We start from the raw sequence: 14,978 nt of genomic DNA, 5'->3' as shown, positions 1-14,978 counted from the left end.
GTCCGGATTTAAGGGGGCAGTACAAACCCTCGCCTTTTGCTATCTCTATTTATTTTTCCATATCTGAAGCTCTTTTTACAAGGTCCTTATAATACTTTTCATCGCTTTTTATATAAGCGTTTTCAATCATATTTCTAGATAAATCAGCCTTTACTAAAATTAAAAACTCACCGCTCTTTAGCTTTATATCATCAGCCTCACTTGGCATAGGCACATCCATGTCATTTTCATAAATAGTATTTATTAGCCCGTTTAAAACTTCTTTTGTGTTTACAAAAAGTTCATCTAAGCTCTCAGCATCAGTAAAGCAGGCGTCAAAGTCAGGAAAATTAGCATAATAAACACCATCTTCATGCCTTACTACACAAGGATAAACAGAAACATTCTTCTTTATATTTATTTCACTTGGCACAAAAACTTCAACAAGCATAGTTCTTTCATTGTCTTGAAGCGTCAAATCTTGCAATTTGCTCGGCTCTGGTAAAAACTCTTCATCATCTAAAATCCCTTCTATAAGTACAGAAAGAAGCTCTTTTGCGTATTTCATCAGATCCTTGTCATCTTCACTGCCAGTATAAATATCAAAATCAGGAAAATATGTTTCAGTAGAGCCGTTATCAAAATAAGTGACAATCGCTGGATATGAATAATGGTCAACAATTTTCATAATAAACCACAGCCTATAATAAAATCTTTCTTAATTCATCTGCGCTACTTGCCCATGTAACTACGTAATTCTTTGGTTTCACGCCAAAATATATGGCTCTCATGCCGCTTGCAAGTGCGCCGAAAACGTCTGAGTCGATGTTGTTACCTATCATAATGGACTCCTCTGGCCTAACGCCAGCCGCTTTCATAGCGCCGAAGAAAAACTTCGTATCGGGTTTACCATAACCAAAGTCGCCCGAAGCAAAGACGTGGTCTACAAGCGTGTCAAGTCCTAGGGTTTGCGACTTTCTGTGTTGCACCTCGCTGATGCCGTCAGTGATTATGCCGATCTTGTGGCCGGCAGCCTTTAAATCCTTTATTAAATCTAGCATGCCCTCAATTGCTTCAGTATAGTCGAAGCGTCTCTTCAAAAAGGCCGCGAAAAATTCTTCTTGACTTACTTCGCCCAAAATGTCCTTCACATCGTCATAAACCCCATTCTTGAATAGCTCTAGCCTTTCTTCTTCGTATGGCTCCTCCATAAGCATGTAGTCTAGTGGATCGATGCCGATGCTCTCGTTGTAGGCGAAGTCCAAGTGCCTGATCATGCGCGAGCGAAGTGCAGTCCTTATGCGGCCTCTGAACTCGTCTGCGTCCATGGCTAGGTGCAAATCCATTTGCGCGCGCTCAAAAATTAGTAGATTTGTTTTTGCTGTATTGAGAATTGTATCGTCTAGATCGAAAAATATCATATATAAACTCCTCCATATTTTTATAATTATTATCTATATTATAGCATATTTTTTAAAACTATCATAGCAATATGCATTTATTATAATTTTGCAGAGCAATCTAGATGATTGGGCGATGTGGACTGACGAAGCAAGCGGAGTGTACTAATGTACTCGAGCATTGCTGAGGAGGGAACGAGCTCAAGGGCTAGATTGAATGCGAAATTAACATATTTGTATAAAATTGGGTAAGTATAATTAAAGGAGATTATTATGGACAAATTTTACCCCATCTACATGTACACGCCGATGCCCGAAATGCACAACGTCATGGTGCCCGTGACATCTGGCTGTTCCTACCAAAAGTGCCTCTACTGCGATTTGAATTTTAGGCAGAAATTTCACCTCTTCAAGCTCGCCGAGATCGAGGACTATTTGCGTAAGGAAAAAATTAAATACGACAATATGAGACGCAGCCCCAAGAAATTTACACTGCTTGAGGGTAATCCCTTATGCGTAAAAGCCTCCTACCTTGAAGCTGTCTTTGCTCTTATACACAAGTACTTCGAAGTGGGGTATATATCGATGTTTGCGCGCACGAGTGACGTCCTTCACAAGACTGATGAGGAGCTGCTTCGCCTTAAAGCAATGGGCCTAGATAGGCTATGTTTAGGGCTTGAGAGCGGTTCGGACGAAGTTTTGAGCTTTCACAAAAAGGGACACAGCGTTTCGGATAGCATAAGAGCCTGCAAAAAGCTTGAAAGGCTTGGCATCAGCTACTCCGTCTACATCATGCTCGGCCTTGGCGGCAAAGAGCTGACCCTGGCTCATAGAGAAGGAACGGCAAAACTATTAAACGAGATAAAGCCATTCGAAATAGTCTTCGTAACTACGGTAATATTCAAGCGTGCGCCGCTTAAGGACCTCGTTCGCGCGAAAGAATTTACGAGACTTGCCATAAAAGACGTTTTAGCTGAGGAAATATATATACTCCAAAATCTTGAGAATAGTACAGTAATCAAGGCAACGCACAAGACCAATCCCTTGCCACTGCTTGCAAAATTCCCTGAAGGGAAAGAGGATATGCTGAGAAAATTGAAGGAGTATAGGGACGGAAATACTGAGAAGGAACTAAGAAAAAACGAGATGAGGAAGTGGCAAGTGTGGAGTAAGGAGTAAAAAATAACTGTGAGATTAATCTCACAGTTATTTTTTATCTTCTATTATATATCTCTTAGCAAAATTTTAGCAGCAGCCAGTGCCGCAGCCGCAGTCGTCATTTGCTGCACCATCAGTCTTTGGCGCAGTGGAGCATCCACTAAAAGCGCCGAAGTGTTCGCTTCTGTCGCCCATTATGTCAAAGTACTTCGCAAGTCTTGTGTTTTCAATCATCGCACAGCTATTGCCGCAGACAGCAAGCGGAAGATTCTTGTAAAATCTGTGGTGGTCATCAAGGTCGAAGTAGTGCTCCGAGCCTTCAATGCCGCCTCTATAAGTCGCTACTTGTCCATAGTTCTCACAGATGTCCTCAATTAGTTCAGGTAGTTTAACAGCCTTTATAGTGTGAGAGTAAAACTCTACATTGCCTACCATTACCTCGATATCTTCATTGTCAATGGCAGCCTTATTTGATTTAATATATCTAAAGTCTTCCCAACCTATCTTTCTAAGTAGACGTCTAAAGTCTTCTATATACATAGCGCCGCCCAAGCACTCGCCCCTTAGAATTAAATCCATAGAGATATCTTCTCCAAAGCGTCTGTCCGCGAATATGTCCGCAAAGTAAAGCTCGCCGCCAGTCTTAAGAACGCGCCAAATCTCTTTAAATACCTCTTCCTTGTAAGGACTTAGGTTGATAACGCAGTTTGAAATGACTATGTCCACTGTGCCATCTTCAATGCCAATAGACTTCAAATCTTCGATGTAGCCCTTTTTGAACTCAACGTTGGACTTCTTGTAGCCGAACTTTTCCGCCATCTCATCTTGATATTTTCTAGCAATGGCAAGCTGATCGTCGTTCATGTCGACACCTATGACCCTGCCATGCTCCCCGACTAATTTAGAAATGGTGTAAACGTCAAGACCAGTGCCGCAGCCAAGGTCAAGAACAGTCATACCTTCAAGTGCAGGCGGTATCGGTGATCCACAGCCGTAAAAGTGCTTGATAATCTCATCAGGAATCATCTTTCTCGCCTCGTTAATGTACTTAGGACTGCCATCAAGAGCGCAGGAGCAGATCTTAGTCTCCATCTTGCCGTCATCAACAGTAGTTACCTTCGAGTAATAATTCTTAACTTCTTCTCTAATATCTTTCATACTAGCCTCCTTATCTAATTGTATCGTATAAATTCAATCTTGCCTAAAATTAGTAATCCATCTTCTCCTCACTGTGACAGATGCAATCAGGCTTGTCACCAAAGATGTACTCAAGCTGCTCAAGGAAGTGCTCAAGCGCCTTTTTGTTTAGCGTGTAGTAAGTATTCTTGCCCTCGCGTCGGCTCTTGACAAGCTTTGCCTCCTCAAGCTTTTTCATGTCACTCGACAAAGTTGGCTGAGTGATGTCAAACTTTTCAAGAATCTCACAGGCACATAGCTCCCCGCAAGATAGCATGTCAACAATCTTTAGCCTCTTTTGATCCGATATCGCCTTAAGCTTTTTAGAAATAGATTCATAAATATTTTCAACCATATTTTTCGCTCCTTTCTTCTTTCTAAATCAATACTAACATACATATAGAAAAAAGTCAATATGTTTTTACTAAATATATAGAATTTTTTCTATATATTTGCTCTAAATAGGAGAATTTACAGATGCATTAAATTTCTTTATAATGGATGGGTTTGGTATTGATATTATTTATGGCAATAGAAAAAGCGTGGGACTGCCACGCTTATGCTTGAATTGATTTTATATAACTGTTTTTCTTCTTTATAAATTTCTAACTCTCTCAGTTTCTCTGTCATCAATTTCAAAAGAGCCATCGTTTAATTCATCAAGTCTTTTTCTAAGCTTTTCTAATAGACCAAGCATTTTATATTTATCTTTCTTTTCTTGTTCTTTATCAAAATATAATGCTTCATCTTTATAGTTGATTTTGTAATAAGATGAATATAAATTAGAAATTTCATCATTTAGATTTTGAATGTATTCATCATTGTCAACTACATCTATGCCTGTAACTAATTCTTTCTTTTTTGCGTCATAAATATCCTTCCAAAGCGGACCAGATACAAAGTCTAACATTATTATTAATTTTCTCATTATTTTGAACCTCCTCCTGGATAAACTGATACTATAAATCCATTCGATCCTACTCCTGTAATTACAATATATTCTCCTTTATAGAGATAAACTTTTTCTAGTCCATTGTTTTTAAGTCTAGATCTTATTTCTGTTCTATTTTCAAATACACTTTCTGGCATTGCATCATTAACATAAACTTTCTTAGGTTTTAATCTCTTAAAAGTTCTAAAGAAAAGCGTGGGACTGCCACGCTTATGCTTGAATTGATTTTATATAGTAATCAACGATTTTATATGCCTGTTTTATTTCCTCTATCTGCATGTATTTTTTCATGTAGCTATAGTCTGGTTTGCCAAATTTGTTTATAGGAAGAAGAAGTTTTTGTCTTTTTAATCTTTCCGTTCCCATTTTATATCCATAACCGTATTTTTCTTTTTGATTGATTAAACATCTTGTCATAAAAATAGAATTATATTTATTCTTATTTTTTTGAACTAATTTTCTAGTATCATTACCAAATAATGCAGGATATGGATGATAAAAAGCGTATCCCACTGAACCATTACGATTTATACTTATACAATCGCTCTCTAATGTTTTGTTAGTATTGCTTACAAAATAGCCAATACCATTGTCAACAGATTTAGCAGTTATATAAGGAATATTTCCATCAACTCGTTCTTTTTCATAAATATCGATTCCAGATTTAATATCCACAATATCCTCAAGCCAAAACTCTCCCCACTCTTTTTCTTCAAGTTTAGGAAGCTTACGCGCCTCGCAAATGGCTAACTTATATATATATATATATAGTTAAGCGCTTTCTCGAGCTTTTCTTGTTCAATCTTTTCCATAAACTTACTCATGTAATCCCAATGAGGCTCGCCCTTTTCATCTACTGGTAAGGTTAATCTCATATTTTTTAACCTCTCACCATTTAAAGCAACACCATATGAAGCTTTTTCTCTTGATACTTTTTCTATCATGGTCAAAATAAATTGAGAATTATTTTCATCCAAATTTTGATTATATAAAAGATTTATTGCTGATCCAGCTCCACCTCTGCCAACAAAGTTATAATTATGATAGAAAGCCTTACCAGCTATAGGGTCGATAGATATACATTTCTCATTGCTGATACCATCTTTAGCATCAACATAACCACTAACTCCATTATTTAAGCTTGATGTCGAAACGTATGGAGTAGCACCTTCTGGATATGAGGACAAAGTTTTGCCTTTGACTGCTTTTATGTCAAATATATCTTTTATCTTAAAGCTACGCCACTTTGCATCCTCAAGTCCAAGTAGATCAAAGCCTGTCTTTATAATTTTATCTTCATAATAGTTAATAACTTTTTGTGCGATTATTTTTTGTTCTTGCTTGATGTAATCTTCCATGAATTGCCAATTAGGTTTTCCGTTATTATCTATAGGTAATATTATTATATCTCTGTCTAACCTATTTGGTCTAAGCTGCTTGCCATATGAGTACTTCTCCGATAATATATTTATACGACTTGCTAAAAACAAATATATCTCTTTCGAATAAATTTTATTTTTTAAAACAGTAATATTATCATCGCATTTAAATTTACCATTTTGATAAAATGCGTTTCCAAACATATCAATTGTTATAGCTTTATAATATTCTTTTTGAGTTTGATTTTTTATGAAAGTACTAATCCCGTTATTGCTCATTCCAGCAGTTACAAATGGCACATCTCCAGAAATTCTGTCTTCTACTTTAAGTCTTTTACCTCTTTGAACAACATCAAACAAGTCTTTTATCCTAAACTCGCCCCACTCAACATCATTTAAGGACAATCTATCTTTAATCATATCTCTCGTCCTCTTCTGCTGCCATGGATATAATTTCTGCTTCGTCCATATCTTCTTCATCATCTAAGCCAAAAAGGTAGCCTCTGCCGTGAGTAATCATATTGACTTCAAAGGTAATGTAGTCTGCTATTGTATTTCTAAAGTCTTCATCTGTTGGCACTTCATCGTTAAAGTAGTAGAAAGAATGAAGCCACTCATCGCTTGCTTCTATGGTTGTTTCAACGCAAAACTTAGTTTCAGCTTCAACTCTATCGAACCAAACGTCTAAAAGATGCTGTTTTTTGTCTTTTGCAGATGGTGTCTCTAAAAGTCCTATGTGTTTCGCAACTACAAATCCATCGTCTTCAAAATTTATAAATTTACATACTTTATCCTTATTATGCGCTACTCCTGCTGTAAAAACTGCTATACAAGGATTTGTCCCAACTCCGTAGAATGTGTTTTTATTCAAGGTTATTACGCCTTCAAGTGTATGATGCTTAAGTATATTGGCTTTTGTTTCTTGTTCATACTTAGTTTTGCCTGTCATGGTTGATTGTGGCACTATGACTGCAACTCTTGCTCCTTCTACAAGGGAATCTAAAAGGTGTTCTGTAAATGATATTTCATAAAGTCCTGGATTATCTTTAGACCCTTGTGAATATGGCGGGTTCATCATCCCAACAGTACATCCCTTTAATTGAAGCTTAGCTGGATTTTGCTTTAAAAAGTCTTGATTCTCTAAATTACTCTTGCCGTCGCCTCTAAGTATCATATTAGTTGTCGCTATGGTAAACATATACGATTGATCTTCTATACCGAATAATTGATTCTTCCTTATATTACTTTTTTCAAATTCATCATCTGTTTTTTGAAGCATATTGTGCATTGCAGCTATCAAAAATCCCGCCGTTCCGCAACATGGATCCAGTACCTTGTCTTCTGGCTTTAAATCTAAAAGTTCGCAGAATAACTCTGTTATATGTCTTGGTGTAAGTATTATTCCTAAGCTTTGACCATCTCCACCTGAGTAGGACATAAACTCGCCATAAAAACGGCCAAGGTAGTCCTCTCCCGATTGATGAAATCTTATGGATCTATATATGCTTTTATAAAGAAACTCTGTATAGTGCTTGTTAGGTGTCTTGCCAAGCACTGGATCTATCTGATTTATCTTTGTAGTGTTCTTTATTACTGCAAACTGACTAAGAAGCTTATCCCTCTTTACTTCTGGAGAAACATTTGCCCTTTGAAGATTTGCCTCGATGGCGTTATAAATCTTTTGACCGTCTGTAATTCTTGTGTCTCCTGTCAAAGAATCAATAGAAAAAGATCCGTACTCTATCTCTCTTAGGGCAAGAAGTATTCCTGAAACTATCAAAGGTTTATCTTTATCTTGAATTGAGCCATAATTTCTTAAGTCTTCATGTAGCGTAGCCGCGTCTTTAAGTATTTCTGATGTTTCTTTTTCAAAGTCAGTATCCTCTTTTAATATCTCTTTTGTGTAGTACTCTTGAATATTATCTTCATTAAATGAAATAAATGTTTCAATTTCTTTCAACTCGTAATAATCTTCTCTCTCATTTATAAATATAGGACTAATCTTATGTTTCTTTTCTGAACCAGACACACCTATGGCTATTACTTTATTATAAGAAGTGTTTTTAACAAGGTGTTTTCCATAAAAAAGAGCACCATTGACAGCATAATTACATATTGAATCAATATCTTCAGATAAAATGTCATTATCATCTCGTTTTTCGTGCATAGAAATGGATTTTTTATCTTCAATGACAATTATAAAATCACGCACTACTCCTATATACTCAGGATAGCCAACTTTGCTAGTTCCTCTCTTAGATGCTGTCTTTAATGCATCATCAAGTTCCTTTATTGAAGAGCCTTGCGGATCTAAGTCAATATGTGCTTCTTTAAGAAGATCATACACCCAAAGATCTGTTGCTTTTTCTTTTTTGCTCATAAATTACACCTCACATAATTTAATATAGTTTTATTATAACACATATATTTACAAGAAACTATAAGAATACTTTATAATATTGAAATTTCTTATAAATTATGGCAATAGAAAAAGCGTGGACGTGATATGCACCCACAAACCCGGACAAAATAACCGCGTTTATTACACGGCTTGTAACCTGTACTCAACAGGTGACAGGCCGTTTAATTTTGTCTTTATTCTCTTGTTGTTATACCAGTCAATATATTCTCTAATAGCAGCTTCTAATTCCTCAATAGTTTTGTAGTTTTCACAGTAAAACATCTCTTGTTTTAACAATCCAAAGAAATTTTCCATGGGTGAATTATCTAGGCAATTTCCTTTTCTAGACATACTCTGTTTGATCCCATATTTTTCAAGTGTATATACCCAACTCCTATGTTGGTAATGAAAGCCTTGATCGGTGTGGATCATTAAGTTATGCTTTACAGGTATGGTTTGTATTGCGTCTTTTAATGACTTTAGTGTGAACTCTACTGTTGGAGATTTGCTTATGCTGTAGGAAATTATTTCTCCGTTATACAGATCCATTATTGGAGATAGGTAGAGTTTTATTTCCGAATTTCTTATTCTAAACTCTGTTACATCACTTACCCATACTGTATTTATCTTATCCACATAAAAGTCTCTATTTAAATTATTTTTAGCAACTTTACCTACATTGCCTTTGTATGATGAGTAGGCTTTTCTTCTTAAGCCATACTTGTTACATAAGAGATTGTTTTCTTTCATGATTCTAAGAACTTTTTTATGGTTCATAATTATGCCTTCTTTTTTTAGTTGTAAGCACACTCTTCTGTAGCCATATCTTCTTTTGGATTCTTCAACTACTCTCTTTACTCTTTCAATATCTTTGGCTTCTTTTGTATTTACTTCCTGTAGTTTCTTCTCCCATTCATAGTAAGAGCTTTTTGGCAAATCAGCAGTCTCTAGCCAATACTTTAAAGGTAATTTCTTGTATTTTTGCCTTAGTTCAAAAATTATTTTGGTCTTTTCTTTGTTTTTTGCAATCTCTTTTGAACTAAGGCTTCCAGTTTTTTTTCGTATTCTAGCCTTGCTTTTAGGTATAGATTTTCTTGTCTTAATTTAATTAACTCTTCTTTTTCTGAAGGGGTAAATTCATTTATCTTATCTTTGCTCATATTAGAATCTCCTAGTTTCTTTGGCCTTCCTCTCTTCCCACATAAACCTTCAAAACCTTTTTCTTTATACTTCCTTTGCCAGACAGCTATTGTGGATGGCTGTTTGATTTTGAAGTGTTCTGCAGTTTCTTTGTAGGATAGACCATTTATTTTCCTATATTCTATCACAGATAATTTAAATTCTCCACTATATGAACTATTTTTAATACTTTTCTTGAGGCCTTCTTCACCAAACATTCCATATGACTGAATCCAATTTCGAATTGTATCTTTAGATATCCCATATTTTTTCGATAGATAAATTTGTCCATATCCTTCTTGGTTTTCTTTTACTATTTTTAATTTCTCTTCATATGTTATTTTTTTCATTAAAATACCCCCTTATTTCCGTGTCCGGATTTAAGGGGGCAGTACAACGAGCCACGCTTATAGTTTTGTATCACTTATATAAAATCTTATTTCCTTTATCGTATATCCTTTTTAGTTCATCCATATCCCCATCCACAATCACTTCTTCGGGCACAGCATTGACGCTGATCCCATTTTCCCAAGTCTCTGCCTCGCCATCTTCTTCCTTGTCATCGTTAGGAATTACAAGTCCTGAGTATGAACTCGCAGCTATATTCCTTTCCTTAAGAGCCTCGTAGACTTTTTTAAGGCCATTCATTAAATCATCTAAGCTTGGTTTTTCTGCATAAGCCTTAAAGTCTGCCTTCACCTTACTTGGCAAATTATCTGCATCAAAGTCTTGATCAAGTGTGAGATGCGCTTTATAATCAAAGTTATCATCTGGTCTTAGCCAAAGCTCAAAGCCTAGGCCATTATCCTTAGCTATTTCCTCTCCTAAATCATATAAAAAATCGATGTATCTACGGTAAGTGTTGAAAAGCCTCTCATCATAAGTATCGCGCTTCATTTTGCCAAAGCTATCGTACTCAAGATTGAACTTCGTGTCAATGCTATTCATGTCCCAGAGCCTTACGACGTAGTTCCCATCCTTAAAGTCGTAGTAAGCACGCTCGTGCACAAGGTCAAGGTCCGTGTAGTGTGTTTCTAAATATTTATCCGCCGCCATATCCGCAATAATCCTGCTGATGGGATTGCCAAAGAATGAGAGAATTATGAGTATTGCGCAAAATATTAATAGTATTGCTAAAAATAATGATAAACTTTTTAATCCTTTCATAATAGCCTCCTTTAATGAATTATACCACAAAATGACTTTTTACGCAAAAAAGCCGCATAGAAAACATGCGGCTATGATTATTTGTTAAATTTTAAATATTCTTCATTCGCTTTTAATAGCTTTTCATAGTAAGCGTCGTAGCTTTTACTGAACTTTCTAATTAATGGAATTGCTTTTTCATAATAATTATTTTCTTGCATAAACTTTTTAAGCTTATCTTGAATTGACTTCATCAAACCATTTTTATACTCATCAGTATTTTTATACTCTTTATAAACTTTGATATAGTCCTCATTTTCTTCAAGCCAAGTCTTTGAATTTTCAATAGCTATAAGCTTTCCTTTATTTAAATCGTCTAAAGTTTTCATATCAAAGCTAGAACTTATCGTCTCTATATAATCTTTCTCTTCCTTACTTAATTCAAAATTTGGAAGACTATCTAAAAACTTAATGTATTCATTAAAAGCAGCTTCTTCGTCTTTGTTCAAGCTTTCATTTAGAAATATTTTATAAGATGAAAAAATAAGCTGTCCAAAATATCCTGGGAAAATTCTAATAAGCTTATCATATATAGTCTCCTGCGCCTCAATAATAGCAAGCTCTTCATTAATAAGGTCCACGCTCTCACCTTTTACAATAAGCTTAAGAACGTTTTTTCTCTTTTCAAAAATATCAAGTTCATGCTCTTTTCTTCTTAGTATAGATGCCAAAGCCTCTTCCTTTGAGTCAAGATACAGAGCAATCTCTGATATGCTTAGTTCTAAATTTCTTAAAAGTGAAATCTTTTTTAAAACTTCGACATCCTCGTCGCTATAATCCCTATAGCCATTTTCAAGCTTTATTGGATGAATTAGCCCCTTTTCTTCATAGTATTCAATTGCCTTTCTGCTTAAATTAGTTTTGTCTTGAACTTCATTTCTTAACATAGTATCAACCTCCTTAAGTAAAATATATCACTGTCCCCAAGGTTCATGTCAAGCACTTTTAATAAAAATATGATAATTTATAAAAAAAACAGCTCATATAAATATGAACTGTTTAAATCAAGTGGCGGCTACCTATTATCCCAGGTCGTCTCCAACCAAGTACCTTCAGCGTTAAGAGCCTTAACTTCCGTGTTCGGTATGGTTACGGGTGTTTCCCTCTTGCTATTGCTGCCACATTTCTTAATAACCATAATTCCACAATTAAGCGTCTTTGATCAAGTTTTCGACATATTAGTACAGTTAGGCTCAAAGTATTACTACTCTTACACTTACTGCCTATCTACCTTGTGGTCTTCAAGGTGTCTTACTTAAAGGAAATCTTATCTTAAGGGGGGCTTCGTGCTTAGATGCTTTCAGCTCTTATCCTTTCCAAACGTAGCTACTGAGCTATGCAACTGGCGTTACAACTCATAAACCATTGGTTTGTCCATCCCGGTCCTCTCGTACTAAGGACAGCTCCTTTCAAATTTCCTACGCCCACGACGGATAGGGACCGAACTGTCTCGCGACGTTCTGAACCCAGCTCGCGTGCCTCTTTAATGGGCGAACAGCCCAACCCTTGGGACCTACTTCAGCCCCAGGATGAGACGAGCCGACATCGAGGTGCCAAACCTCCCCGTCGATATGAACTCTTGGGGGAGATAAGCCTGTTATCCCCAGGGTAGCTTTTATCCGTTGAGCGATGGCCCTTCCACGTGGTACCACCGGATCACTAAGTCCTGATTTCTCATCTGCTCGATCTGTTTATCTCGCAGTTAAGCTCCCTTCTGCCTTTGTACTCTTTGCACGATTTCCGTCCGTGCTGAGGGAACCTTTGAACGCCTCCGTTACTTTTTGGGAGGCGACCGCCCCAGTCAAACTGCCCAACTGACAGTGTCCCTAAACCGGATCACGGCTCAAGGTTAGAATTCCAGCACTACAGGAGTGGTATCCCACTTTTTGACTCCTCTGATACTTGCGTACCAGGATCTTTGTCTCCCACCTATTCTGTACATGTACTACCGAAATCCAATGTCAGCCTACAGTAAAGCTCCATGGGGTCTTTCCGTCCTGTCGCGGGTAAATGGCATCTTTACCATTACTTCAATTTCACCGGATCCTTTGTTGAGACAGTGCCCAAATCGTTACACCTTTCGTGCGGGTCGGAACTTACCCGACAAGGAATTTCGCTACCTTAGGACCGTTATAGTTACGGCCGCCGTTTACTGGGGCTTAAGTTCTATGCTTCGCTATTGCTAACATTTCCCCTTAACCTTCCAGCACCGGGCAGGTGTCAGCTCCTATACGTCGTCTTTCGACTTAGCAGAAACTTGTGTTTTTGGTAAACAGTCGCTTGGGCCTATTCACTGCGGCCAGATCGCTCTGGCTCCCCTTCTCGCTAACTTACGGGGTCATTTTGCCGAGTTCCTTAACAAAGGTTCTTCCGCGCGTCTTAGGATTCTCTCCTTTCCTACCTGTGTCGGTTTACGGTACGGGTATCTTTTATCTATTTAGCGGCTTTTCTTGACAGTGTGAAATCGGCTACTTCTCTACTTATTTTCGATCCTCATCATAAATTGGCTTAGCCTGGTCATTACTCCGGGCATGCCTTTTTATTTGAGCGTACTCTTCCATCTGGTACGCTTAGCTTATCCTTCTGTGTCCCCGCTTCATTTATACGATAATTGATAGTAGTAGAATTTTTACTACTTGTCCATCGGCTACGCCTTTCGGCCTCGCCTTAGGTCCCGACTTACCCTGAGGGGACGAGCCTTGCTCAGGAACCCTTAGGTTTTCGACGGGAGTGATTCTCACACTCCTTCTCGCTACTTATGCCAGCATTCTCTCTTGTGTTTCGTCCACAGCGCCTTTCGATACTGCTTCTACCTATTACACAATGCTCCTCTACCACTCAAGAATGAGTCCATAGCTTCGGTATCCGATTTAGCCCCGGAAATCTTCGGCGCAAGGTCACTCGACTAGTGAGCTATTACGCACTCTTTAAATGTATGGCTGCTTCTAAGCCAACATCCTAGTTGTTTGGGTAACTTCACATCCTTTACCACTTAATCGGTATTTAGGGACCTTAGCTGATGGTCTGGGCTCTTTCCCTTTCGACTATGAAGCTTATCCCACATAGTCTGACTCCTTAGGTTTGTTTTCTTGGCATTCGGAGTTTGATAGGTTTTGGTAATGTATAAACACCCCGCAACCAGTCAGTAGCTCTACCTCCATTAAACATCCTAAAGGCTAGCCCTAAAGCTATTTCGAGGAGAACCAGCTATCTCCAGGTTCGATTGGCTTTTCACCCCTATCCACAAGTCATCCGATGTGTTTTAAACCACACCCGGTTCGAGCCTCCATTAAATTTTACTTTAACTTCACTCTGCTCATGGATAGGTCACCTGGTTTCGGGTCTACTCCTGTAAACTATGTCGCCCTATTAAGACTTGATTTCTCTTCGGCTTCGAAGCTTAACTTCTTAACCTTGCTTACAAAAGTAACTCGCTGGCCCGTTCTACAAAAAGTACAAGATTGCACTTTTCACGTGCTTTCTTTGCTTGTAAACGCAGGGTTTCAGGTTCTATTTCACTCCCCTTTCGGGGTTCTTTTTACCTTTCCCTCACGGTACTGTTCTCTATCGGTCACCAAGTAGTATTTAGCCTTGGGAGGTGGTCCTCCCGTATTCCCACCAGGTTTCTCGTGCCTTGTGGTACTCGTAAAGCTTATTGAAACACTAATATCTTTTCCTACAAGTCTTTCACTTTCTTTGGATGATTTTTCCAAGATCATTCGGATACTTTCTTAGTATTTCTTTAAGCGGGCTCTTTCCATTTCGCTCGCCGCTACTTTGAAAATCGATGTTTCTTTCTTTTCCTCGGGGTACTTAGATGTTTCAGTTCTCCCGGTATTGCCTCTATATACTATTTTATTCATATATAGATACTTAAGGTTTGCTTAAGTGGGTTGCCCCATTCGGATATCTCCCTTTCGTTTCTTGTTTGCAGATCTAGGGAGCTTTTCGCAGCTTTCTACGTCCTTCTTCGCCTCTTGGTGCCAAGGCATCCGCCCTGCGCTCTTAGTAACTTGACCTATTTTTATAAAATCCTTTAACGCTTATTGTTAAAATTTACTGTATTTTTTCTTTATAAATGTCGTTTCGTTTTCATTTGATTATGGTTATTAAGTTTTATTTGGTTTTGGATCTAAAAGGATTTGCAC

Annotated in this window: 14 protein-coding genes and 2 rRNA genes; 1 reads left to right on the top strand and 15 read right to left on the bottom strand. The window is 37.6% G+C overall.

The features are described from left to right. Positions 1–49: 49 nt before the first annotated feature. Entirely contained in the window at positions 50–667 is a 618-nt protein-coding gene (locus tag BN3004_RS08320) for a type II toxin-antitoxin system HicB family antitoxin (RefSeq protein ID WP_058259661.1), read from the bottom strand. A 13-nt stretch (positions 668–680) separates the two neighbouring features. Then, positions 681–1,400, bottom strand: coding sequence for an HAD family hydrolase (locus BN3004_RS02340; RefSeq protein ID WP_058259660.1), 720 nt, complete (start codon positions 1,398–1,400; stop codon positions 681–683). 252 nt (positions 1,401–1,652) lie between these two features. Here BN3004_RS02340 and BN3004_RS02335 point away from each other — a divergent pair, with 252 nt between their 5' ends. Continuing rightward, on the top strand, positions 1,653–2,558 hold the full coding sequence (locus tag BN3004_RS02335; RefSeq protein WP_058259659.1) for a radical SAM protein: 906 nt from the start codon (positions 1,653–1,655) through the stop codon (positions 2,556–2,558). Positions 2,559–2,624: 66 nt separating this feature from the next. On the opposite strand, the gene BN3004_RS02330 is transcribed toward BN3004_RS02335, so the two are convergent. The 13 genes from BN3004_RS02330 to BN3004_RS02270 all read right to left on the bottom strand — a co-directional run bounded on the left by BN3004_RS02330 (position 2,625) and on the right by BN3004_RS02270 (position 14,849). Next, the gene (locus tag BN3004_RS02330; RefSeq protein WP_058259658.1) at positions 2,625–3,695 is read right to left on the bottom strand and encodes a methyltransferase domain-containing protein; all 1,071 of its coding nucleotides are present in this window, start codon (positions 3,693–3,695) and stop codon (positions 2,625–2,627) included. Between the two features lie 49 nt (positions 3,696–3,744). Then, positions 3,745–4,068, bottom strand: coding sequence for an ArsR/SmtB family transcription factor (locus BN3004_RS02325; RefSeq protein WP_058259657.1), 324 nt, complete (start codon positions 4,066–4,068; stop codon positions 3,745–3,747). A 240-nt stretch (positions 4,069–4,308) separates the two neighbouring features. After that, positions 4,309–4,641 carry a hypothetical protein gene (locus tag BN3004_RS02320; RefSeq protein ID WP_058259656.1) on the bottom strand — a complete coding sequence of 111 codons (333 nt, stop codon included), beginning with the start codon at positions 4,639–4,641 and terminating at the stop codon, positions 4,309–4,311. After that, complete coding sequence (locus tag BN3004_RS02315) at positions 4,641–4,802, bottom strand: hypothetical protein (protein ID WP_196792461.1); 162 nt, start codon at positions 4,800–4,802, stop codon at positions 4,641–4,643. The genes BN3004_RS02320 and BN3004_RS02315 overlap by 1 nt, the downstream gene beginning before the upstream one ends. A 73-nt stretch (positions 4,803–4,875) precedes the next feature. Further along, complete coding sequence (locus BN3004_RS02310) at positions 4,876–5,409, bottom strand: restriction endonuclease subunit S (RefSeq protein ID WP_058259655.1); 534 nt, start codon at positions 5,407–5,409, stop codon at positions 4,876–4,878. A 2-nt stretch (positions 5,410–5,411) separates the two neighbouring features. After that, positions 5,412–6,464, bottom strand: coding sequence for a restriction endonuclease subunit S (locus BN3004_RS02305; RefSeq protein ID WP_058259654.1), 1,053 nt, complete (start codon positions 6,462–6,464; stop codon positions 5,412–5,414). Further along, complete coding sequence (locus BN3004_RS02300) at positions 6,457–8,424, bottom strand: HsdM family class I SAM-dependent methyltransferase (RefSeq protein ID WP_058259653.1); 1,968 nt, start codon at positions 8,422–8,424, stop codon at positions 6,457–6,459. Before BN3004_RS02300 ends, BN3004_RS02305 begins: the two co-directional genes overlap by 8 nt. Positions 8,425–8,586: 162 nt before the next feature. Next, positions 8,587–9,474: an IS3 family transposase gene (locus tag BN3004_RS02295; protein WP_242854171.1), complete on the bottom strand. Its 888-nt coding sequence runs from the start codon at positions 9,472–9,474 to the stop codon at positions 8,587–8,589. Beyond that, entirely contained in the window at positions 9,444–9,974 is a 531-nt protein-coding gene (locus tag BN3004_RS02290; protein WP_058259269.1) for a helix-turn-helix domain containing protein, read from the bottom strand. Before BN3004_RS02290 ends, BN3004_RS02295 begins: the two co-directional genes overlap by 31 nt. 70 nt (positions 9,975–10,044) lie before the next feature. Further along, entirely contained in the window at positions 10,045–10,791 is a 747-nt protein-coding gene (locus BN3004_RS02285; RefSeq protein ID WP_058259652.1) for a YfjL-like protein, read from the bottom strand. Positions 10,792–10,868: 77 nt separating this feature from the next. Further along, a complete protein-coding gene (locus tag BN3004_RS02280) occupies positions 10,869–11,717 on the bottom strand; it encodes a MerR family transcriptional regulator (protein WP_058259651.1) in 849 nt (282 codons plus the stop codon). A 119-nt stretch (positions 11,718–11,836) separates the two neighbouring features. Further along, positions 11,837–11,953, bottom strand: a 5S ribosomal RNA gene (rrf, locus tag BN3004_RS02275). 35 nt (positions 11,954–11,988) lie between these two features. Continuing rightward, positions 11,989–14,849: ribosomal RNA gene (locus tag BN3004_RS02270) — 23S ribosomal RNA — on the bottom strand. Between the last annotated feature and the right edge of the window lie 129 nt (positions 14,850–14,978).

Source organism: Fenollaria timonensis, assembly GCF_001457835.1.
Classification (GTDB): domain Bacteria; phylum Bacillota; class Clostridia; order Tissierellales; family Peptoniphilaceae; genus Fenollaria; species Fenollaria timonensis.
This window is presented reverse-complemented; position numbering and strand designations above follow the sequence as displayed.